This window comes from Streptomyces sp. cg40 (assembly GCF_050320165.1).
GTDB classification, from domain to species: domain Bacteria; phylum Actinomycetota; class Actinomycetes; order Streptomycetales; family Streptomycetaceae; genus Streptomyces; species Streptomyces hokutonensis.
In genome coordinates, this window is the sequence record NZ_CP190128.1 from 1,517,418 (window position 1) to 1,538,652 (window position 21,235).

Annotated in this window: 22 protein-coding genes; 7 read left to right on the forward strand and 15 right to left on the reverse strand. The window is 71.4% G+C overall.

The features are described from left to right. The first annotated feature begins 52 nt into the window (after positions 1 to 52). From ACQHII_RS06740 to ACQHII_RS06750, 3 genes are all read left to right on the forward strand, one after another. A complete protein-coding gene (locus ACQHII_RS06740) occupies positions 53 to 388 on the forward strand; it encodes an ArsR/SmtB family transcription factor (RefSeq protein ID WP_427918370.1) in 336 nt (111 codons plus the stop codon). After that, positions 388 to 1,110, forward strand: coding sequence for a cation transporter (locus ACQHII_RS06745; protein ID WP_427918371.1), 723 nt, complete (start codon positions 388 to 390; stop codon positions 1,108 to 1,110). The genes ACQHII_RS06740 and ACQHII_RS06745 overlap by 1 nt, the downstream gene beginning before the upstream one ends. A gap of 73 nt (positions 1,111 to 1,183) precedes the next feature. Beyond that, on the forward strand, positions 1,184 to 2,134 hold the full coding sequence (locus ACQHII_RS06750) for an alpha/beta hydrolase (RefSeq protein ID WP_427918372.1): 951 nt from the start codon (positions 1,184 to 1,186) through the stop codon (positions 2,132 to 2,134). Here the strand turns inward: ACQHII_RS06750 and ACQHII_RS06755 are convergent. Next, positions 2,100 to 2,918: a helix-turn-helix domain-containing protein gene (locus tag ACQHII_RS06755; RefSeq protein WP_427918373.1), complete on the reverse strand. Its 819-nt coding sequence runs from the start codon at positions 2,916 to 2,918 to the stop codon at positions 2,100 to 2,102. The genes ACQHII_RS06750 and ACQHII_RS06755 overlap by 35 nt on opposite strands. Positions 2,919 to 3,158: 240 nt before the next feature. Between ACQHII_RS06755 and ACQHII_RS06760 the strand changes: the two genes are divergently transcribed. Further along, a complete protein-coding gene (locus tag ACQHII_RS06760; protein WP_427918374.1) occupies positions 3,159 to 3,824 on the forward strand; it encodes a DUF4097 family beta strand repeat-containing protein in 666 nt (221 codons plus the stop codon). 59 nt (positions 3,825 to 3,883) lie between these two features. Beyond that, on the forward strand, positions 3,884 to 4,702 hold the full coding sequence (locus tag ACQHII_RS06765) for an alpha/beta fold hydrolase (protein WP_427918375.1): 819 nt from the start codon (positions 3,884 to 3,886) through the stop codon (positions 4,700 to 4,702). Positions 4,703 to 4,756: 54 nt separating this feature from the next. Here ACQHII_RS06765 and ACQHII_RS06770 read toward each other — a convergent pair whose 3' ends face one another. The 3 genes from ACQHII_RS06770 to ACQHII_RS06780 all read right to left on the reverse strand — a co-directional run bounded on the left by ACQHII_RS06770 (position 4,757) and on the right by ACQHII_RS06780 (position 7,754). After that, positions 4,757 to 6,709: a potassium transporter Kup gene (locus tag ACQHII_RS06770; protein ID WP_427918376.1), complete on the reverse strand. Its 1,953-nt coding sequence runs from the start codon at positions 6,707 to 6,709 to the stop codon at positions 4,757 to 4,759. A gap of 78 nt (positions 6,710 to 6,787) precedes the next feature. Continuing rightward, on the reverse strand, positions 6,788 to 7,321 hold the full coding sequence (locus ACQHII_RS06775) for a hypothetical protein (protein ID WP_427918377.1): 534 nt from the start codon (positions 7,319 to 7,321) through the stop codon (positions 6,788 to 6,790). Positions 7,322 to 7,520: 199 nt separating this feature from the next. Then, positions 7,521 to 7,754, reverse strand: a complete 234-nt coding sequence (locus ACQHII_RS06780; protein ID WP_427918378.1) for a hypothetical protein — start codon at positions 7,752 to 7,754, stop codon at positions 7,521 to 7,523. 253 nt (positions 7,755 to 8,007) lie between these two features. Here ACQHII_RS06780 and ACQHII_RS06785 point away from each other — a divergent pair, with 253 nt between their 5' ends. Further along, entirely contained in the window at positions 8,008 to 8,754 is a 747-nt protein-coding gene (locus ACQHII_RS06785) for an IclR family transcriptional regulator (RefSeq protein WP_427925243.1), read from the forward strand. Between the two features lie 16 nt (positions 8,755 to 8,770). Here ACQHII_RS06785 and ACQHII_RS06790 read toward each other — a convergent pair whose 3' ends face one another. From ACQHII_RS06790 to ACQHII_RS06805, 4 genes are all read right to left on the reverse strand, one after another. Continuing rightward, positions 8,771 to 9,901 carry an aromatic ring-hydroxylating oxygenase subunit alpha gene (locus ACQHII_RS06790; protein ID WP_427918379.1) on the reverse strand — a complete coding sequence of 377 codons (1,131 nt, stop codon included), beginning with the start codon at positions 9,899 to 9,901 and terminating at the stop codon, positions 8,771 to 8,773. A gap of 77 nt (positions 9,902 to 9,978) precedes the next feature. Next, positions 9,979 to 11,148: an NAD(P)/FAD-dependent oxidoreductase gene (locus ACQHII_RS06795; protein ID WP_427918380.1), complete on the reverse strand. Its 1,170-nt coding sequence runs from the start codon at positions 11,146 to 11,148 to the stop codon at positions 9,979 to 9,981. Further along, positions 11,145 to 11,507 carry a bifunctional 3-phenylpropionate/cinnamic acid dioxygenase ferredoxin subunit gene (locus ACQHII_RS06800; protein WP_427918381.1) on the reverse strand — a complete coding sequence of 121 codons (363 nt, stop codon included), beginning with the start codon at positions 11,505 to 11,507 and terminating at the stop codon, positions 11,145 to 11,147. The genes ACQHII_RS06795 and ACQHII_RS06800 overlap by 4 nt, the downstream gene beginning before the upstream one ends. 481 nt (positions 11,508 to 11,988) lie before the next feature. Continuing rightward, positions 11,989 to 12,609 carry a hypothetical protein gene (locus ACQHII_RS06805; RefSeq protein WP_427918382.1) on the reverse strand — a complete coding sequence of 207 codons (621 nt, stop codon included), beginning with the start codon at positions 12,607 to 12,609 and terminating at the stop codon, positions 11,989 to 11,991. A gap of 258 nt (positions 12,610 to 12,867) precedes the next feature. Between ACQHII_RS06805 and ACQHII_RS06810 the strand changes: the two genes are divergently transcribed. Next, positions 12,868 to 13,569, forward strand: coding sequence for a phosphatase PAP2 family protein (locus tag ACQHII_RS06810; RefSeq protein WP_427918383.1), 702 nt, complete (start codon positions 12,868 to 12,870; stop codon positions 13,567 to 13,569). Between the two features lie 12 nt (positions 13,570 to 13,581). Here ACQHII_RS06810 and ACQHII_RS06815 read toward each other — a convergent pair whose 3' ends face one another. From ACQHII_RS06815 to ACQHII_RS06845, 7 genes are read right to left on the reverse strand one after another with little or no spacing between them, the layout of a single operon-like run. After that, positions 13,582 to 14,910, reverse strand: coding sequence for a glutamate-1-semialdehyde 2,1-aminomutase (locus ACQHII_RS06815; protein ID WP_427918384.1), 1,329 nt, complete (start codon positions 14,908 to 14,910; stop codon positions 13,582 to 13,584). 7 nt (positions 14,911 to 14,917) lie between these two features. Next, positions 14,918 to 15,469 (reverse strand): dTDP-4-dehydrorhamnose 3,5-epimerase, encoded by a 552-nt coding sequence (rfbC, locus tag ACQHII_RS06820; RefSeq protein ID WP_427918385.1) that lies wholly within the window; start codon positions 15,467 to 15,469, stop codon positions 14,918 to 14,920. Further along, entirely contained in the window at positions 15,466 to 16,704 is a 1,239-nt protein-coding gene (locus ACQHII_RS06825; RefSeq protein ID WP_427918386.1) for a polysaccharide pyruvyl transferase family protein, read from the reverse strand. Before ACQHII_RS06825 ends, rfbC begins: the two co-directional genes overlap by 4 nt. Continuing rightward, the gene (locus ACQHII_RS06830) at positions 16,701 to 17,648 is read right to left on the reverse strand and encodes a glycosyltransferase family 2 protein (protein WP_427918387.1); all 948 of its coding nucleotides are present in this window, start codon (positions 17,646 to 17,648) and stop codon (positions 16,701 to 16,703) included. Before ACQHII_RS06830 ends, ACQHII_RS06825 begins: the two co-directional genes overlap by 4 nt. Beyond that, positions 17,645 to 18,940 carry a hypothetical protein gene (locus ACQHII_RS06835; RefSeq protein ID WP_427918388.1) on the reverse strand — a complete coding sequence of 432 codons (1,296 nt, stop codon included), beginning with the start codon at positions 18,938 to 18,940 and terminating at the stop codon, positions 17,645 to 17,647. Before ACQHII_RS06835 ends, ACQHII_RS06830 begins: the two co-directional genes overlap by 4 nt. After that, complete coding sequence (locus ACQHII_RS06840; protein ID WP_427918389.1) at positions 18,937 to 20,211, reverse strand: DUF4910 domain-containing protein; 1,275 nt, start codon at positions 20,209 to 20,211, stop codon at positions 18,937 to 18,939. The genes ACQHII_RS06835 and ACQHII_RS06840 overlap by 4 nt, the downstream gene beginning before the upstream one ends. Then, a complete protein-coding gene (locus tag ACQHII_RS06845) occupies positions 20,208 to 21,233 on the reverse strand; it encodes an NAD-dependent epimerase/dehydratase family protein (RefSeq protein WP_201049288.1) in 1,026 nt (341 codons plus the stop codon). The genes ACQHII_RS06840 and ACQHII_RS06845 overlap by 4 nt, the downstream gene beginning before the upstream one ends. Positions 21,234 to 21,235 lie beyond the last annotated feature (2 nt).

Below are 21,235 nucleotides of genomic sequence, written 5' to 3' on the forward strand. Positions count from 1 at the left end.
CACCCGCCAGTACAGGATTTTCTGAATTCAGGATTTCCTGTACCGTCACCGTGTGCTGACTCTCGCCTCAGAGGTCGAGGCGCTGGCCCGTTTCGGCCGTGCCCTCGCCGACCCGATTCGCTGCCGTCTGCTGCTCGCCCTGCGCGAGGCCCCGGCCCACCCCTCCGACCTGGCCGAGGAGTTGGGCATCTCCCGGACCCGGCTCTCCAACCACCTGGCGTGTCTGCGCGACTGCGGTCTCGTCGTCGCCGTGCCGGTCGGCCGCCGCACCCGCTACGAACTCGCCGATCCCCGCCTCGGCCACGCGTTGCAGGACCTGCGCACAGCGGTGCTGGCGGTGGAGAGCGACCGCACCTGCCCGGACGCCGACGCGAAGGGCTGCTGCTGATGAGCGCCGGGACGCCCTCGGCCCCGCCGGGCCCCTCCCCGGTCCGCCGCGACGAACTGGCCCGCCGCATACGGCTGTTGGTGGGCGCGACCATCGCCTACAACGTGGTCGAGGCGGTCGTCGCCCTCGCTGCCGGGACGGCCGCTTCGTCCAGTGCGCTCATCGGCTTCGGCCTCGACTCCGTGGTGGAGGTGTCCTCCGCGGCGGCGGTCGCCTGGCAGTTCTCCGCGTCCGACCACGCGGTGCGCGAGGCCCGGGAGGCGAGGGCGCTGCGGATCATCGCCCTCTCGTTCTTCGCCCTGGCGGTCTACGTGGCGGTGGAGTCGCTGCGTGCCTTTGCCGGAGTCGGCGGGGCAGACCGTTCGTACGTCGGTATCGCCCTGGCCGCCGTGTCGCTCGCGGTGATGCCGTTCCTGTCCGCCGCCCAGCGCCGGGCCGGGCGCGAACTGGGTTCGGCCTCGGCGGTCGCCGACTCCAAGCAGACCCTGTTGTGCACCTACCTGTCGGCGGTGCTGCTGGCCGGTCTGCTCGCCAACGCCGTCCTCGGCTGGTCCTGGGCCGACCCGGCCGCCGCCCTGGTGATCGCGGCCGTCGCGCTCAAGGAGGGCCGCGACGCCTGGCAGGGCAAGGGGTGCTGCGCTCCAATTACCGCCGCCGTACCGCCCGTTGAGGCCGCGGCGGACCCGTGCGGCTGTCGGCCGGGCTGCGCGTGCTGTGCCTGAGCAGGACCCGGTGGCCGACGACAGCTCGACGCCGTCGGGGACTCGTACGGATCAGGATGGCATCCTGGCCCGCATGGCCGAACCGATCGACCCTCCGCTCGCCGATGCCCAACTGACCGCCTTCGTCAAGGCTGTTCGGGAGGAACCCGGGCCTCCCGCCCGGGCCGTGGGCGCGGCGGAGTTGCGGCGCGCGCAGCGGCTCCGTGCCGAAGTCCGGCCCCCGGGGCCCGAGATGGCGCACGTCGAGGATCTGACGGTCGGACCGGCCGCCGTAGGGGCGCGTCTCTACCGGCCTTCGGCGGGGGACGGGCCGCTCGTGGTGTTCCTGCACGGAGGGATGTGGACGATCGGGGATCTGGAGTCGCACGACCGGGCGTGCCGACGCTTGGCGGCCGGTACCGGGGCGGCCGTGCTGAGCGTCGACTTCCGGCGGGCTCCGGAGCACCCGTGGCCGGCCGCCGTGGACGACTGCGTGGAGGCCATCCGGTGGGCGGCGGCCGGCGGGGTCGCCGGGACGGCGGGGCCGATCGTCGTCATGGGTGACAGTTCCGGGGGCAACCTCGCCGCGCTCGCCTGTCTGCGCCTGCGGGACGAGGGCGGACCGCTGCCTGCCGCCCAGGTCCTGCTGTACCCCAACACCGATCTGACGCTCTCGTGTCCCAGCACGCGGTCGAAGGCCACGGGCTGGGGCCTGACGACCGACGACGTCGCGTGGGGAGCAGAGCAGTGGGTCCCCGACCCGGCGCGGCGCGCCGATCCCGAGGTCAGCCCGCTGCACGCCGTCGACCTCGGCGGCCTGCCGCCCGCCGTTGTCGTCACCGCCGAGCACGATCCGCTGCGGGACGAGGGCGACGCCTACGCCGCCCGGCTGGCCGCCGCGGACGTTCCCGTCGGACACCGCCGCGAGGCCGGGATGGTCCACGGCTTCCTCACCCTCGACACCCTTTCGCCGGCCGCGGCGGCAGCGGGTGAGCGGCTCTTCGCGGACGTCACCGACCTGCTCGGCGGCCGTCACGTCCGCTGACGTCTCGTCGAGCAGTGGCCGCCTGGAGCCGATCCGGACCGGCCGCGGTGGTGTCACCGGTGTCGTCCCGGTGTTCGGGTTTCGTGTAGAGGACCTCTCGGACCTGTTCCGCCGCGCGGAGGATGCTCTCGCTGATGAAGTCGCTGAAGCGGGCGATGTTCTCCAGGCGGGCGGCGGCCGGGCTCTCGCGGCCGAGGACACCGACGCCCTGCCGTGCGATGTCGGCGACCTGGGCGATGCCGCGGGCGCTGGCGATCGTCGACTTGTACCAGACGCCGTCGTCGACGTAGTAGCGCTCGCGCCGGCGTTCGTCGCGCGACCGGCTGACGAGGCCCTGCTCCTCCAGGAACGCGATCGCCTTGGAGACGGAGGCCGCGCTGACCCCGAGGCGCCGGACGAGTTCGGCCGCGGTGAGGCTCCCCGCGTCGGCGACGAAGAGGCAGGTCAGCACCCGGGCCGTCATCCTGGGCAGGCCCTGTTGCATCAGGAGGGTGGTGAAGGCCTCCTCGTACTCCCGCACGGCCTCGTCGTCGCGCCCGCTCCCCCGCACCGGCGCCCCCTGTCCCGGCGGCGGGGTGCGCCTGCGCCGGTGGGCGCGGCGTTCGGTGGCGCGGTGCGCCAGGTCGGCGCGGTAGGTGGTGGGGCCGCCGTTGCGCATCACCTCACGGGTGATCGTCGAGGTCGGACGGTCGAGGCGGCGGGCGATCTCGGCGTAGGGGAGGCTGTCGGCCAGTCCCAGCGCGATCTGCTGACGTTCCTGCTGGGTGAGCCTGCCTCCCGGCATCGCGGTCTCCTCGGTGGTTCTTCGTGGTGGTCGCTGGTCGCCTCACCATAGCGTTCACCCTTCATCCATTGCAATGAATGAGCCGCTCGGCGTTGCGTTATCTTCAAGTCCGTTGCAACGATATATAGCTACTGAGCTGCATAGATGCAGATTGGACGCAACAAGTTCGTTGTCGAATCACGAAAGGCAACGTAGCGTTTCCGGTGTCAGAAAACGACGAGCCGACACCTGGAGAACACGATGCAGAAGTTCGACACCTCCACCCCGATCTCCGTCGTCCTGGACGTCCCCGCCGGACGCCTCCAGTTCATCGCCGCCGACCGCGCCGACGCCACCGTCGAGGTCCGGCCCGCCGACCCGGCCAGGAGCCGCGACACCAAGGCCGCCGAGCGGACCGAGGTCGCCTACGCCGACGGTGTCCTGCGTGTCACGACCCAGGCCCCGGACAGCCGGCTCCTCGGCCCCTCCGGATCGGTGGAGGTCACGGTCCAGCTGCCCGCCGGCTCCCGTGTCGAGGCCACGGCCGCCGGTGCCGAGCTCCGTGGCGTGGGACGCCTCGGTGACGTCTCCTTCGAGGGCGCGTACCGCCGGATCAAGATCGACGAGGCCGCGAGTGTCCGGCTCACCGCCGTCGACGGCGATGTCGAGGTCGGCCGGCTGGGCGGCCCCGCCGAGATCAGCACTGCGCGGGGCGACATCCGGATCGGCGAGGCCGTGCGCGGCACGGTGGTGCTCCGCACCGAGTCCGGCGACATCACGGTCGGCGCCGCCACCGGCGTCTCTGCCGCCCTGGACGCCGGCACCGGCCACGGTCGCGTCAGCAACTCCCTCAAGAACGACGGCACCACCGCGCTCGACATCCGCGCCACCACCTCACGTGGCGACATCACCGCCCGCAGCCTCTGAACGAACAGCAGCGGCAACCGCCGTATCAGCAGCTCCCACGCGACCAGGAGGAACAGAAGATGACGAAGAACAGCACTTCCTCGGCCGGTTCGAAGTGGTCCGGCATGGTGCCGGTCGACGACACGGCGCTGGCCGTCACCGACACCGGCGGTCCCGGAATCCCCGTGGTCTACCTCAACGGGCAGTTCGCCACTCAGGGGTACTGGGGGCGGGTCGTCGCCGAACTGGGCGTGGAATGGCGGCACATCACCTACGACGAGCGGGCCCGCGGCAGGAAGTCGAAGCGGTCCGCGGACTACTCCTTCGAGGCCGCCGTCCGCGATGTCGACGCCGTCCTCGCGGCCCGTGGGGTGGAACGGGCGCTGGTGGTGGGCTGGTCCTACGGGGCGTTCGTCGGGGCGCACTGGGCCGCCCGCAATCCGGGCCGGGCGCTGGGCGCGGTCCTGGTCGAGGGCGCGCAGCCGCACGACTGGCTGGACGAGGCCATGGAGCGGCGGATCCGGAAGACCTTCCGGCGGTTGAACCTGTTCATGCCGCTGCTGCGTCCGACGGGCCTGACCCCGCGGATGAACGCCGAGCAGATGGCGGACAGCAACATCGAGCTCGGCAGGATCGCCCGCGCGCGGGAGTTGGGCCCCGTGCTGGACAGCATCACCGTCCCCACGCGGTACGTCGTCGCCTCGGGGGCGTCCCTCGGGAGCAAGGGCGACGAGCAGGAAGTGATCCGCGCCAGCCTGGACGGGGTCGTCGCCCGTAACCCGAACATCAGGATCAGCGCGAAGGTCGCCAGCAATCACGACGCGATCCTCAAGAAGGACGGCCCGGCCGTCGCCGACGCCGTACGCGAGGTGGCCTCCCTCGCCCGCGACCGGCACTGAGACGCACGGCCTCCGCATCGGTCCCGATCGCCGTCGACCGGGACCGGCCCGCCGCTACACCTCGATGTGCCAGCCCATGATGACCGTACGGTCGCGGGGCAGTCCGAAGTGTTCGGCGGCGTCGGCGGTGATGTGGGAGGTGGCGATGAACAGGCGTTTGCGCCAGGGCGCCATCGTCGGTGCCGGGCCTCGCCGGAGCTCGATCGTCGACAGGAAGTACGACGCCTCGTCGAGCAGCAGCGGGCCCTCGGTGTCGGCCGGGTCGAGGAGCGCGAGGGTGCCGGGGACGTCCGGAGTCTCCATGTAGCCGAAGCGGGCGGTGACATGGACGATGCCGTCGTCGGCGTAGCCGAGGCCGTCGACGACGATCCGCCGGTCGGCCGGGACGCGGGGCACGGGCTCGGTCTCGATGGAGAGGATCACGACCTGATCGTGCCGCACGTGGTTGCGTTCCACGTTGGCCCGCATGGCGAGCGGGGCCGTCTGCTTGCCCCGGTTGAGGAACACCGCCGTGCCGGGGACCTGGAGCACCGGCCGTTCCCCGCTGCGGAGTTGGTCGACGAACGCGCGCAACGACCCTTCGTGCTCGGCCCGTTCCGCGGTGACGACCTCACGGCCGCGCTGCCAGGTCGTCATGACGGTGAACGCGGTGACGCCGATCAGCAGCGGCAGCCACGCGCCGTGGACGAGTTTGGTCAGGTTGGCCGCCACGAAGAGGAGGTCGACGGAGAGCAGCAGGGTCGCGCCGGTGGCGATGAGCCACACGGGAGTGCCCCATTTCGCGCGGGCGATGTAGAAGAACAGCAGGGTGGTGATGGTGATGGTGCCGGTGACCGCCATGCCGAACGCGAAGGCCAGCGCGGCGGAGCTGCGGAACGCGAAGACCAGGGTGAGGACGGAGACCATCAGCAGCCAGTTGATCCAGGGGACGTAGATCTGGCCGATGGTGGACTCGGAGGTGTGCGCGATCCGCAGCCTCGGCAGATAGCCGAGCTGGGCGGCCTGGGAGGCGACCGAGTAGGCGCCGGTGATCACGGCCTGGGAGGCGATCACGGTGGCCGCCGTGGCGAGCAGGACCATCGGCCACCGGCCCCAGTGGGGTACGAGGAGGAAGAACGGGCTGCTGATGTTGTCCGGGTTGTCGAGGATCAGGGCGCCCTGGCCGAAGTAGCTCAGGACGCAGGCGGGGAAGACGAGGAACAGCCAGCCGCGGGTGATGGCCCGGCGGCCGAAGTGCCCCATGTCCGCGTAGAGCGCCTCCGCGCCGGTGACGGCGAGCACGACCGCGGCGAGCGCGAAGAAGGCGGTGCCGAAGTGGCCGAAGAGGAAGCCCAGCGCGTAACTCGGCCACAGCGCGCGGAGGATGGCCGGGTGGTCGACGATGCCTACGACCCCGCACGCGCCGATGGCCGTGAACCAGAGGATCATGATCGGCCCGAACACCCGGCCCACCGCGGCGGTTCCGCGCCGCTGCACGAGGAACAGCACCACGATGATCACCGCGGTGATCGGCACGACCGCGTCGTCCAGCGACGGTTCGACGACCTTGAGCCCCTCGACCGCCGACAGCACCGAGATCGCCGGCGTGATCATGCTGTCGCCGAAGAAGAGCGAGGCGCCGAAGATGCCAAGTCCGGCCAGGATCACGGTAGTTCGCCCGCCGTGCTGCGAACCCCACCGTCGCAGCAGGGTGATCAGCGCCATGATGCCGCCCTCGCCCTCGTTGTCGGCGCGCATCGCCAGCAGCACATAGGTGACCGTGACGATGACGGTCACCGACCAGAACACCAGCGACACCACCCCGTACACGTTCTGCGTGCTGACCGGGACCGGGTGCGGGTCGCTCGGGCTGAACACGGTCTGGAGGGTGTAGATCGGGCTGGTCCCGATGTCCCCGAAGACGACACCGAGCGCGCCGATCACGACCGCGAGCCGCACCGCGTCCCGTGCGCTGCCGTGCCGGGTCCCCGACGGTTCCGCCTCGACCTCCTGCCGGCCATCGGCCATGGTGATCCTCCTCCTCGCGGACCGCGGTGCGGCCGGGCCCAGTGCGTCGCAGCGGACACTACCGACGCCCCGGCGCGATCACCCGCAGGTGTGGCCCGCTCCACCTCGAATCGTGTCGGCGTGGGAGGCCGCGTCGACGGGTGGGACGTCCGATGCCGACCCGGCGTCGCCGGCCCAGAACAGTGCGCGACTGGAGACGACGCAGTCCGCGCCCGCTCGGAGGCATGCCGCGAGGTTGGCCGCGTCGACACAGGCCGGAAGTGCGGGTGGGATCCGCCCGGCCCTGGCCGTCAGGGTCAGGTCGGCGGTGCCGGTGCCGGTGCTGCCGGGTTCGATCAGCACGACCAGGAGTCCGTCGCGGAGTCCCAAGTACGGCCGGACGACGGCCGGTTCCGTCACCGGCGGGACCGCGGGCCAGGCGGCGGCACCCGAGGCACGGATCCGTTCGGCGGTGTCGACCACGGCCACGGCGTCGGGGCAGGACCCGAACGGGAAGGTCACGCGCTCGACCCGCCGTGCGCAGATCTCTTCGATCAGGCCGTCGAGTTCGGGTTCCGGTGCGATGACATGGACGTCGAGCGGCCCGATGCGCTGCCCGGCGAGCGTGTGCACCAGGGAGAGGTCGACGCCTCGATGCCCGCGGTCGTCCGTGATGACGTCGGCGTGAATCCACAGACCGGCGCGCCAACTGCCGTGCGGCGGCGAGCCGTTGCGTCTGCGCGACGGCGTAGATCGCTGACGGCGAGGGTCGCTTCGGGGTGGCGGGCGATCTCCGCGAGGATCACCGGGTTCAACTCCCGTTCGCGGGGCGTCATACGGTCGTCTCTCCGGACCCGGCGGTGTCGGTGTCCAGCGCGTCCCGGGCTGCCAACACCGCGTAGGCCGCCTCGCGTCCGCCGTTCGAGCCGGGGCGGGGAACGGCGACCAGCCGGGTGGCCGGTGCCCACGCGCGCAGGACGTCACCCTCCGCCCGGCCCGACGCGACGGCCGCCGCCTGTACGCAGGCGCCGCGCGCCGAGGCCTCCGGGGCGTCGGCGACGAGCACCTCGCGGCCGGTGAGATCGACCAGGAGCTGTGTGTACGCGGCCTAGCACCAGGTCGGACAGGCCTCGCTGATCGACATGGCCAAGTGCCTTTACTGTTCGGACGCGCTCCCCGGCCCCCGAATCAGCCGCTACCAGCCCAAAAGACCTGGTCAGAGTCCCCACAGTAAACACCTTGTAGCGTACTACGCGTATAGTTTCGCTGTGAGCAACTACAGTCCAGATACTGAAACGACAGGTTCGCAGTCCGGCGGGGTGCAGTCCGTGGACCGTGCGATCAGCGTGCTGGAGATTCTTGCCCAGCGTGGTGAGGCCGGGGTCAGCGAGGTGGCCGGCGAGATCGATGTGCACAAGTCGACCGCGTTCCGGCTGCTCGGGGCGCTGGAGGCGCGCGGGCTGGTGGAGCAGGCGGGTGAGCGCGGCAAGTACCGGCTCGGGTTCGGGATCGTGCGGCTGGCCGGTGCGGTCACCGGGCGGATCGACATCACCCAGCAGGGCCGCCCGGTCTGCGAGCGTCTCGCCGAGGAGATCGGCGAGACGGTCAACATCGCGGTGATGCAGGAGCAGTTCGCCATCAATCTGTACGAGGTGCGCGGCCCCGGCGCCGTCACCGCGCACAACTGGGTCGGTGAACTCACCCCGTTGCACGCCACCTCCAGCGGCAAGGTCCTGCTGGCGCACATGCCCGCGAAGGAGCGTGCCGCGCTGCTGTCGGAGGCCGGCCTGAAGAAGGTGACCCCGGGGACCATCACCTCGAAGACGAAACTGGAGAAGAACCTCGCCGAGGCCCGGGAGCGCGGATACGCCTGGACGCTGGAGGAGTTGGAGGTCGGGCTGCACGCCGTGGCCGCGCCGGTGCGCAACCGGGACGGCGAGGTCGTCGCGGCGGTCAGCGCCTCGGGACCGGCCTACCGGTTCACCGAGGAGCGGCTGCACGAACTCGCCCCGATCCTGGTCAAGGGCGCCGAGGAGATCAGCCACCGCATGGGTTACCTGGGCTGAGTCAGCCCGAGTCGGGTCACCCCGGGTTGATCCCCAGGCGCTCGTTCACCCAGTCGTGGAACGCGCCGATGTGATGCTCGCTGGGCACCAGCACTCCGCCCTTGGCGTACATCCGTGAGCTCATTCCGGGCTGTGTGCGCTCGCAGGCCTCGAAGTCCTGGCGGTTGACCCGGTCGAAGAGTTCCACGGACCGGCTGACGTCCTTGCCGCTCTCGACGACGTGCGGGAGGTAGAGCCAGTCGCACTCGACGATCGTGCGGTCGACGGCCACCGGGTACATCCGGTGGAAGATCACATGGTCGGGGACGAGGTTGATGAACACCTGCGGCTTGATGGTGATCGCGTAGTAGCGGCGGTCCTGGTCCTCGCTCACCCCCGGGATGCGGTCGAGCCCCTCCGAGCCGTCGACTGTGAAGCCCTGCACCTCCTCGCCGAACTCGGCGCCGTGGCCGACGTAGTACTGCGCGGCGTAGCCGTCGGCGAACTCCGGGAGCACTTCGGTGAGTTCGGGGTGGATCGTGGCGCAGTGGTAGCACTCCATGAAGTTCTCGATGATGAGCTTCCAGTTGGCCTTGACGTCGTAGACGATGCGCCGGCCCACCGAGAGGTGGTCGATGTCGTAGTGCTCCAGCGACTCCACGTCGCCCAGCCGCGTCACGACCTCGCTGATGACGTCCTCGTCGAACGACGGCGGGTTCTCCGCCAGGTTGACCCACACGTAGCCGAGCCATTCGCGGACGGCGACACTCACCAGCCCGAATTCGGTACGACCGACGTCCGGCATCTTCGTCAGGTTCGGCGCCGCGACCAGCTTGCCGTTCAGGTCGTACGTCCAGGCGTGGTACGGGCATTGGAAAGCCCGCTTGACCTCGCCGGCCTCCTCGGTGCAGAGCTTGGCGCCGCGATGGCGGCAGACGTTGAAGTAGGCGCGTATGGAGTTGTCGCGGGCGCGGGTGACGAGGATGCTCTCGCGGCCGACGTCCACGGTCCGGAAGGCGCCGGGTTTGGCCAGGTCGGAGGAGCGCACGACGCAGAACCACATCGTCTCGAAGATGTGCTCCTGTTCCTGGGCGAAGAGGGCCGGGTCCGTGTAGGAGGAGCCGGGCAGGGTGGCGATCAGGCTGTCCGGCAGGCTGGTCGAGGTCACAGTGCACTCCTCGGAGAACGTCGTGGATCGGTCGGTCGCGCGCCGGGAAGAGCGGCTCCGGACGGCGTGGGTACGGGTCAACTCACCGTCGCGGCAAGCTGCTTGCGCCACCGCATGAACAGTCGCGGCTGGTCCATCGCGAGCACGGCGACCGGCTGACCGCCGCACCGGTAGACGGCGAGGAAACTGCGGTCGCCCGGGGCGCCCTCCTCGACGGTCACACTGTCGGCACCGGCCGCGTGACCGGCGAACTGGATCTTCACGCCGTACTGGTCCGACCAGAAGTACGGCGGCCGGGGCACCCCCGGCTCCGCCGCCCCCCAGGACAGCAGCGTGGCCACCGCGGCGTCGGGCCGCTCCCGCGCCCCGGTCCAGTGCTCGACCCGACGGTGCGAACCCGCCCGCGGGTCGTACCAGTTGGCACAGTCTCCTACGGCGACCACCCCGGCGAGGCTGGTCCGGCCGTCCGCGCCGCACTTGACGCCGTTGTCGAGCTCGACGCCGGAGCCTTCGAGCCAGTCGACGCACGGGCGGGCACCGACGCCCACGACGACGATGTCGGCGGGGACGGTGCGCCCGTCCTCCAGCAGCACGGCGTCGACGCGGACCTCGCCGCTCAGCCCCTTCACCCCGACACCGCACAACAGCCGTACGCCGTGGGCCTCGTGGAGGGCGGAGACGATGCCGCCCATGGTCTCACCTAGGGGGCCGGCGAGGGGGGTCGGTGCCGCTTCGATCACCGTCACGTCGAGTCCGAGGGCGTACGCGGTGGAGGCGACCTCGGCGCCGATGAAGCCGCCGCCGATCACCACCAGCCGTCCGCCCAGGGCGAGTTCGTCGCGCAGGGCGCGGGCGTCGTCCAGAGTGCGCAGGGTGTGCACGCCGGCCAGGCCGTCGGTGCCCGGCAGGTTCCGCGCCACCGCGCCGGTCGCGAGGACGACTCCGTCGGCGCGGACCTCCCGGCCGTCGTCGAGGGTCAACACCCGTTCCGCACCGTCGGCTTGGAGGGCGACGGCACGGGCACCGAGCAGCCACTCCGCGCGCAGGTCCTCGTCGTCCGACTCCAGCGCGAGATCGGCCTCGGCGAGGGTGCCCGCCAGGAACTCCTTGGACAACGGCGGTCTGTCGTACGGGCGATGGGGTTCGTCGCCGATGACGACGAGCCGTCCGTCGTAGCCCTGTTTCCGCAGCGAGCGTGCCGCCGACAGCCCGGCCAGCGAGGCGCCGACCACGGCCACGGTCCTCACGCGGGTCCGCCGGCGAGCCGGGACGCGACGCAGGGCGGCAGGTTCGGGGCGTCCGTGGACGGCACGACGTAGATCATGCCGTCCTGGACGAGCACTTCGTGGGTACGCACCGGGCGCTTGGCCGGCGGGGCGTCGACCGCTCCCGTCCGCAGGTCGAACTTCGAGGCGTGCAGCGGGCATTCCACCTCGCAGCCCTCCAGCCAGCCGTCGGCGAGCGAGGCGTCCTGGTGGGTGCACGTGTCGTCGATGGCGAAGACCTCGCCGTCGTCGGTGTGGAACACCGAAACCGGCGGTTCGATGTCGAGCCGGAAGGCCTCGCCTCGCGGCAGATCCACGAGAAGGCACGCGGGAATCATCATGACACCTCGGTGCGTATAGCGAAACGGATTGCGGTAAGCGCAACGTCAGTTTGAGGGCGCCCCCAAACCCTTGTCAAGGCATCCAGAGGACAGGCGAACCCCGGACCCGACGTTGCCTCTCACGCAACGCGGCGCACAATAAGCAACTCCGCGCCGCCGCCGGTCCCCTGCCTCTCAGCCCCCGTGGCCTCCCCGCAGACGGGCCTCCCGGCGGGCGTGGGCACGGCGGCCGGACAGGCGCCAGAGGAGGCGGGCGGGGGGGCGGAGCCTTGGTGAGGAACGTTGACGTGTGTTCCTCCTTCTCCACGTGCGCGGTCAGCACCGAGCCCGGTTCGGTGAGCCGATCCACGACCTGCTGGGCGAGGGACGGCCGGGGGTCGGCGGCGAAGGCGGAGTCCGTTCTCGGATCACGGTGCCCGACGCGGATCGACATCCGGTCGGCGGCGGGTGGAAGCGGCGTCGACCCGGCGGGCGCGCGGGCTCAGCGCCCCGCCGCTTCCTTCCGCAGGCGGTCGCCGACCTCGTACACATGCTCGGCGGCGGAGATGTCGACCTCGGCCCGGTCCGAGCTCAGCGCGGTGAACAGGCGGGCCACCTCGTCGAGGAAGTAGGCCGGGCTGTTCGGGTCGTCCGGCGCGCCGCCGACGACCTCCGACTCGGCGAAGTACTCGACGGCCTCCGCTCTGCGCCCCTGGTCCACGAGCACGACCGACAGCAGCCGGGTGGACATGTAGAGCGTCAGCGCGTCGTCCCCGTCGCGGGACCGCCCGATCCCCTCGCGCGGATCGGTTTCCGTCGCCGTCGGATCACCGCGGATGAAGGCAAGCCAGGCCCTGATGTGCCGGGTCTGCGACGGCAGGTCCGGGTCGTCGCCCAGGTCGGCCGCGGCGACCGCGTGGTCCTTGACGCGCTCCAGTTCCCGCTGGTGCGCGGGCCCGGCGAAGAGCCCGCTCGACGCGATCACCGACAGCGCGGCGACGACGATCCGCGCGGCGTCCGGGATGTCGCGCAGCACCTGGGAGAACACCGCGACCAGCAGGGAGTGCTCGGCCGGCAGCCAGGAGCGCGCCTCGGCGGCGTCGGCGAACCGCAGTCCGGTCAAACGGCACGGAGAAGAGATGGACGCCGAGCGAGCCGGACCGCTCGGTCGCGCTCGCGGCCTGGAGCAGGGTGGTGTGCGGGAACATCGAGCCCGAACGCGTACCCCTCAACCGCCGTTGCCACCTGCCGGATTCCAGCGGCCTGAAACCCCCCTCATCTGCGCGTCCTCGATGCCCACGAGTTAGGGTGCTGATGGCTCGCGCAGGGGACACGAGGGGGGCTCGCGTTGGATCGTGCGGCAGGAGAGGACCTGGAAGCCGTGCCGGGCGAGAGCCTGGCCCGTGCGGTGCTGCCTCCGTCGCTGCGCTCCCGGCTAGGTGTGATCGGGGTGCTCGCCGCGCTGGTGGTCGTCGTGATCGGGGTCATGTACTCCGGGCACAGCGCATCCGGTGCCGTGGACCGGTGGATCTTCCCGCCGACGTCGGACAGCGTGCGGGCGCCGTGGCGCCAAGTCGCCCTGGTGCTGGACTTCTTGGGGGAACCCGTGGGGTCGGCGCTGGTGATCGTGGGCGGTGTGGTGGGCTGCCTGGTGCTTCGGCGCCCGCGTGCGGCCGTGCTCGTCCTCGCCGGGGCCGGCGCGACCGTGGGGACGACCACGGTGCTCAAGCACGTGGTGGGACGGACCATCCACGGGCCCGGCAACCTGTCGTACCCGAGCGGGCACACCGCCTTCGCCACCGCGCTCGCCCTCGTCGCGGCGCTGCTCGCGACGGACCGGCTCGGCCTCGGAAGGGCGGCCGGTACGTCACTCGTGCTCGCGGCGGGGCTGGTGGCCGGCGCGGTCATGGGGTGGGCGGAGGTCGGGCTGGGCGCGCACTACCCGACCGACGCCCTCGGCGGCTGGTGCACCGCGCTGGCGGTGATTCCCGCGACTGCCTGGCTGGTGGACCGGGCGGCCGACCGGCTGGGTGACCGGCCGTCCCGCGGGACGGCCGACGCCGGTCGGCGCGAGCGCCCCTGACCTCACGTCACCTCACGCCAGGCGGCGGAACACCGGCTTCACCGCCCGCCCGGCCAGCCAGGGGGTGGGGTCGGCGGCGTCCAGCGCCTTCCGGTACACCGCGCAGGCCTGGGCGACCACATCGACAGTGCGGTCGATGTCCTCGTCGTCGAGCGCGCTGCTCACCACGAAGGACGGGGCGAGCACCCCGCCCGCGAGAAGCCGGCGCAGGAACAGCGTGCGGTACTGCTGCGACGGTTGCAGGTTCTCGTCGAGGGTGGCGAAGACCAGGTTGCTGGCCCGGCCCCGGACGACGACGTGGTCGCCGACGCCCATGGCCTCCGCGGCGTCGCGGACACCGGCGGCCAGCCGCTCGCCGAGGGAGTGCAGCCGCGCGGTGATGCCCTCCTCGACGTAGGTGGTCTGCACGGCCATCGCGGCCGCCAGGGAGTGCGTCTCGGCGCCGTGCGTGGTGGACAGGAGGAACACCCGGTCGCTGGTGGAGTCGCGCAGCCCGCCGCGCTCCATCAGGTCGCGGCGCCCGGCCAGCGCGGAGACGGCGAATCCGTTGCCCAGCGCCTTGCCGAAGGTGGAGAGGTCGGGGACGACGCCGTAGAGGCCCTGGGCGCCCGCCTCGGACCAGCGGAAGCCGGTGATCATCTCGTCGAAGATCAGGACGCAGCCGCGCCGGTCGGCCAGTTCCCGCAGACCGGCGAGATACCCCTGGGGCGGCTCGGTGTGGGTGGCCGGTTCGAGGATCAGGCAGGCGATCTCGTCCGGGTAGCGCGCGAGCATCTCCTCCGTGGCGGCCAGGTCGCCGTAGGGGAAGGACGCGATGAGGTCGGTGGTCGTCGACGGGATGCCGGCGGACATCGGGGTGGTGCCGATGAACCAGTCGTCGACGGAGAAGAACGGGTGGTCGGAGCAGAGGGCCACCCGTGAGCGGCCGGTGGCGGCGCGGGCGAGGCGGACCGCGGCGGAGGTGGCGTCGGAGCCGTTCTTCGCGAACTTCACCATCTCGGCCGTCGGCACAGTGGCGAGGAAGCGCTCGGCGGCCTCGACCTCCACGATGGACGGCCGCACGAAGTTGCTGCCGCGGCCGAGTTCGCGCCGCACCGCCTCGATCACGCGCGGGTGGGCGTGGCCGAGGCTGACCGACCGCAGGCCGGAGCCGTACTCGATGTAGCGGTTGCCGTCGACGTCCCACACGTGGGCACCGCTGCCGTGGCTGATGACCGGGGCCAGGTTCTCGGGGTACTGGTCGTCGCCCTTGGCGTAGGTGTGAGCGCCCCCGGGGATCATGGCGTGCAGCCGCTCGTTGGCTGTCCGCGACAGGGGCAGGTCAAGCACTTCGGTGTCCACGAGGACCTCAACTTTCTCTGTGCTTCAGGACCTCTGCGAGGCTCGGTGCCTCTCGGTCCCGTTGGGACATCAGCGCAACCGGCAGCGGCCAGGGAATGGCCAGCTCCGGGTCGTCGTAGGCGATGGTCACGTCCTCGGTCGGATCGTGCGGTCGGTCGATCCGGTACGAGGTGTCGGCGATATCGGTCAGTGCCTGAAAACCGTGCGCGCATCCCGCGGGAATGTAAAGAGTTGGTTGTGATTCTCCTGTGAGTTCAAAGGACGTCCAATGGCGGTAAGTCGGGGAATCCGGCCGCAGATCCACGAGGACGTCGAAGATCCGGCCGTACGAGCAGCGCACCAACTTGGCCTCGCCCGCGCCGGATCGCAGGTGCAGACCGCGCACCACGCCGCGGACCGAGCGGGACAGGCTGTCCTGGACGAAGGCGTTCGGCTCGAGACCCACCGAGCGGACCACGTCGGCGTCGAACGTGCGGCAGAAGAAGCCGCGTTCGTCGGTGTACGGCGTCGGCTCGAAGAGGAACGCGCCGGAGATCTCCGGGACTTCGGTCGCTTTCATGGAGACTCCTGCGGTGCGGGTACGTGGGTGTGGTGGGTCGGCGGGAACACGGCCGCGGTCAACGAGCCGAACTGGTCCTGGAGTTGGCGGGCGGCGTCCTGGTTCCGCTCGGCGAGGGTCCCCCGCAGTTCGGGCGCCCGTTTCTCCAGCGCCCGGAATTGCTCCAGCAACCGGTCGGCGTCGACCTCGCGCGCCGGATGGCAGTACGCGCCGAGGCCCATCCGTTCCATCAGCGCGTCGCTCTTCGCCGCGTAGCTGAGCGCGAGCACCGGTGTGCCGGTCTTCAGCGCGCAGATCAGGTTGTGATACCTGACCGCCACCACGGTGTCGGCGGCCACCATCTCGTTCATCAGGTCGTCCAGCGAGGCCGGTTCGGCCGCGGTGACCAGCGGTGAGTCGACGGCGTCGAGGATCGCGGCGACCACCGTCGCGTCGCACTGGTCGCCGGTGAGCAGGCGGACCGGCCTGCCCTCCTCGACCAGGGTGCGGACGAACCGGATCGTCCCGTCGAGATAGCGTCCGTAGATCTCGTCGGCGCGGGCGCGGTCGTCGTTGCCGCCGTGGAAGTCCATGACGCCGACGCAGACCGTGCCGGGCGTGTCCGAGGGCGCGCTCGACCGCGGTGCCGGCAGGGAGAAGGCGAGGTCCGGGTAGACCTCGTCGCGCGCGGTGTCGACGCCCATCGCCCGCATCGCGTCCCGGGACTGGGCGTCCCGGTAGGACCGGTAGGCGGCCAGCCGCCCCGACCAGCGGACCAGGGCGCGGGTGGGCCGGTTGCGGATCTCGGCGGCGCCGACGCTCACCAGCGCGACCCGGGTACGCGTCAGCTTCCCGCTCGCGCAGAGCAGGAACAGGGAGTACGGGAAGCCCCAGGGCCGCAGCGGCAGGGTGGCTTCGAGGACGCCCATGCCGGGCACGATCACCACGTCGTGGCGGCGCACCCAGGCGGCGGTGCGGAAGATGTCGACGAACTTGCCCAGGCCCTTGGCCGCGATCGAGCCGAGGCGGGACGCGGTGCGGTACTCGGCGCGGTTCCAGTGCATCCGGGTGGCGGGGATCCCGAACCGGGCCGTCACGGCCTCGGGTCCGCCGCACAGGGCGTCCACGACCGCGTCCGGGTGGTCGGTACGGAGGTATGCGAGGACGGCTTCGAGCGAGCCGTCGTTGCCGAGGTTGCCGGAGCCGAGCAGGCCGAACACCCCGACACGCACCGGCAGTTGGGGCGCGGAGGTCATGCGTGCCTCCCCTCGCGGCCGGCGACCAGGGCGTCCACGGAGACCGTCAGCTGGGCGGGGTCGACCGGGGCGCGGTCCTCGACGCGCTCGCCGGCGCCCGGGCGGACCCGGCTGGTCATCCAGGAGGCCAGGTGGCGGTAGCAGGCGCGCCGGTCGGCCGGGGACAGCGGTGCCCGCCGGATCGCGGAGGCGAAGCCCCAGATGTACTCGGCGAGCAGCCGGGGCGCCGGGTGCAGCGCGCCCGCGCGGCGCGGGTCGAGGTTGACGCAGCGGGCACGCTTGGAGGGGTTGGCGCGTTCGGCGCGGGTGGGGTGGTCGCGGCGGAAGTAGAGGAGTTCCGGGACCTGGTGGAAGCGTCCGTGCAGGGTGATCTCGGCGACGAACGTGCGGTCCGCGTGGTGGTAGCTGTCCATCGGCTTCACCCGGCGCAGCATGTCGGCCCGCATCACGCCGTAGAAGTCGTCGCCGCCCGGCTCGAACAGCAGGCTGCGGAAGCGCTCCGGCGCGCTCGGGGAGCCGGTGGCGAGCGTGTACTCGTACGGGACCGTCACCTGGCCGTCGCCGTCGATGACCGCCTGGTCGGTGTGGGCGAGGATGACGTCCGGCCGCTCGTCCAGTGCTTCGATGCAGCGCGTCAGCAGGTCTCGGCCGTAGAGGTCGTCGTGCGAGGCCCACTTGAACAACTCGCCCCGGGACTCGGCGAAGACGTGGTTGTGGTTCGGGGTGGCGCCGATGTTGCGGGGCAGCCGGAGGTACCGGATGCGGGAGTCCTGCGCGGCGTACTTGCGGCAGATGGCCTCGGTGCCGTCGGTCGAGGCGTTGTCGGACACGACCAGTTCGAAGTCCTCGTAGGTCTGGCCGAGGAGGGCGTCGAACGACTCGGCCAGGTACTCCTCGCCGTTGTACACGGGCAGGCCGATGCTCAGCCGCGGTCGGTCGGTCATGAGGTCCTCACTTCGGGGATGGGTTCGCGGTGGTGCTCGCGCAGGGCGGAGCGCAGTTGCAGCCACCACACGGCCGAGCCGCTGATGGTCGCGGCGGCGACGCCCCAGGCCGAGCCGGCCGTACCGCCGAGGGCCGCGCCGCCGAGGCCGCCGCCGACGTAGCAGGCGGAGGCGAACAGCTGGCAGCGCAGGCTGCGCCTGGCGGCGCCGAGCGCGCGCAGTCCGGCCGCGGCGCCGGTGCCGAGGCCCGCTCCGGCGACGCTGAGGGTGATCTGCACGATGAGGTGCGAGGAGGAGTGCCAGACGTCGCCGAGCGCCAACTCGCCGAACCTGCCCGGCATCAGCAGCAGCGCGGAGCCCCAGAGCAGCGCACCGGTGGCCTGTCCCCCACCGAGGTAGAGGCAGAACCGGCCCAGTCGGTGCGGGGCCTGCCGCAGCACGCGGGCCGCCTCCGGGACGGTGACCAGCGAGAGCCCCATCAGTACGGCGAGGAAGGGGCCGAGGAGGAGTTCGGCGCCGCGCACCGCGCCCACCGCGCTCACTCCGACGATCACGCCGAGGCCGTACGCCCTCAGTTGGCTCGCGCCGCTGAGGCTGACGTTCTCGACCAGGTACCGGTAGCCGAGGTCGCGCTGTTCGCGCAGCCAGCCGCGGGCCTGGGTCATCCGGGGCCGGATGCCGGACTGGACGCAGCCGTATCCCGCCGCGACCGTGGCGGACGCGCCCCAGGCGAGCACGAAGGCGGCCACGGTGTCGACATGGGCCGCCACCACCATGGCGGGGATCAGCGCGACGCCCCACACGATGTCGTTGACGAACGCCTTCCGTCCGTCGCCCGCGGCGAAGAACGAGAAGCGCCAGGCGTCCTGGAGCAGCAGCCCCGGCATCATGAGGCCGAGGGCGGCGAAGGCGGGCCCGACCCGGCCGCCGAGGCCGAGTCCGGCCGCCAGGCAGAGCACTCCGAGGGCCGTGCCGACGCCGAGCGCGGTGCCCGTCGAGCGGGCCACCGCCCCGCGCCAGGACGCCTCCGGGACTCCGCTGAAGCGGACCACGAGCGGGTCGGTGGCCAGGCCCCGGGAGACGTTGAGCACCACGCCGTAGGTCACCCAGGCGAGGCTGAACACGCCGAACGCGGTGACCCCCAGCGAGCGGGCCACATAGATGCCCACCGCGAAGTTGCTGATGCTGGAGGCCGCCTGGTCGGCCAGCCCCCAGGAGAGCCGGCCGACGAGCGCCCGCTTGGCGGACCGCACCGGCACCGCTTTCTCCCCGTCGGTGGTCGTCGATGTCATGTCTTGATCAGTCCGGCCTCGTGCAGGGCGTCGGCCGCTGTGGCGACGCTGTCGAACGGGAGCCCGGACCGTTCGGCGACGTCCAGCAGACTGTGGTCGCCGTCGGAGAGGTTGAGCACCCAGAGCATGGCCATCTGGGCCTGCTTGGTGTCGCTGCGCCCGCCGAGCGCGTCGTACAGCCCGCGCCGGCCGAGCTGGGGTTCGCCGTAGGGGCTGAGGTTGAGGTAGCGCCGGTTGCGGTCGAGAACGGTGAACGCCTCGCGGCAGACCGCGAGGGTGTCGGCCATCGCCTCCGGGGAGACGAAGTCCGGGTTGTCCGCCGAGGTGTGGTACTCGGGATAGCCCGCGTACGGGGTCCGGCTGAGCGACCCGACTCCGAGGTTGAACCCGGGTGAGCAGTACTGCCGCTCGTCGTAGCCGTACGGCGTGAACTCGTTGATGTGGTGCGGCCGTTCGGACGCGGCGAGCACGTGCCGCAGCACGCGGTCGATCTCCGCGTCACCGCGTCGGCTTTGTTTGTACGTCAGTTGGCCCGTGTCCCCGGCGCAGGCCAGCACGAGCCCGTGCTTGACCCGCTCGATCCGCTCCGCGTTGCGGGCCAGCCAGGTGATCGCCCCGATGGTGCCGGGCGCGTAGATGAACCGGTAGGTGTAGTACGGCGATTGCTCCGCCAGCGCACGGGCCAGGAAGGTCGCGACCGCGATGCCGGCCAGGTTGTCGTTGGCCAGCGAGGGGTGGCAGGTGTGGCAGGAGACGATGACCTCGTCGGCCACCTGCCCGGGGACCACGTGCTCGGCGTAGGTGAGGTGCCCGTCCGCGAGGGTGGAGTCGATCCGCACCTCGTAGTCGCCCTCGGGCAGCGCGTCCAGAGTCTCCTGGGCCAGGCAGAAACCCCACTCCGGCTTGTAGTAACTCGTGCGGTACGGCACCCAGTCCGGGTGGTCCGGCAGCGTGTGCAGGTGTGCGCGCAGCTCGGAGAGCGGCATGGTCCGCGACACCGGGACGCTGTAACCGAGCACGTGCAGGCTGGACTCGGCGAAGTCGACGACCCGCCGCCCGGTGGCGTCGGCGATGTACGCGTCCCGGATGTTCCACTCCTGTGGAACGGTCCAGTCGAGCACCTGCGTCCCGGTCGGCACCTCGTGCACAGTCAGCGGGACGTACTCGCCGACGATGTCCAGGGTGGCGCGTACCCCGTCGCCGGTGATGCTCCGGCAGAGCGGGTACAGCCGCTCCACCAGTGCGTGCATCTCCTCGCCCACTGCGGTCATCGGCGCCACCGCAGGGTGTCGTCGACGGTGCCGGCCTCGGAGGCGGCCTTGAGCACGGCGAGGCGGGTGAAGCGCTGCTCGAAGTCCTCCCGGGTCAGGTCGAACTTGCGGTAGGCGTCGGCGAGTTCGAGGGCGCCCTGCTTGACCGTCCACTCGCAGTCGAAGTCGGGGATCGCGGTACGGAAGCGGGAGAAGTCCACGCGGTACGAGCGCGGGTCGGCGCCGTTCTCGCCGGTGATCACGACCTTCGCGCCGGACACCGCCTCGGCGACCTGCTCGGCGATCTCGGCGACGGTGACGTTGTTGACCTCGCTGCCGATGTTGAAGGCCCGGTCGTGGACCGCCTCGCGCGGCGCGGTGAGCGCGGCCGTGAAGGCGCGGGCGATGTCGGCCGCGTGGACGAGCGGGCGCCAGGGGGTGCCGTCGGAGAGGACCAGCACCTCGCCGGACAGGAGCGCGTGGCCGACCAGGTTGTTGAGCACGATGTCGGCGCGCAGCCGGGGCGAGTAGCCGAAGGCGGTGGCGTTGCGCATGAACACTGGGGTGAAGTCGTCGTCGGCCAGCGCGTGCACGTCGTCCTCGACCCGCACCTTCGACTCCGCGTACGGCGTCACGGGGCGCAGCGGGGCGTCCTCGGTCACGAGGTCGTCGCCGCCCGAGGCGCCGTAGACGGAGCAGGTCGACGCGTAGAGGAAGCGGCCGACTCCCGCGTCGCGGGCCAGCTTTGCCAGTCGTACGGACGCGTGGTGGTTGATGTCGTAGGTGAGTTCCGGGGCCAGCGAGCCGAGCGGGTCGTTGGAGAGCGCGGCCAGGTGGATCACCGCGTCGAACCCGGCCACGTGCTCGGCGGTGAGGTCGCGCAGGTCCACCCGCACGCCGGGCGGGTCGGCGGGCTGCGGGCCGAGGACGGAGTCGGCGAACAGGCCGGAGTCGAGGCCGAAGACCTCGTGTCCTGCGGCGGTGAGGACGGGTGCCATCACGGTGCCCAGATATCCCTGGTGTCCGGTCAGTAGTACGCGCAAGG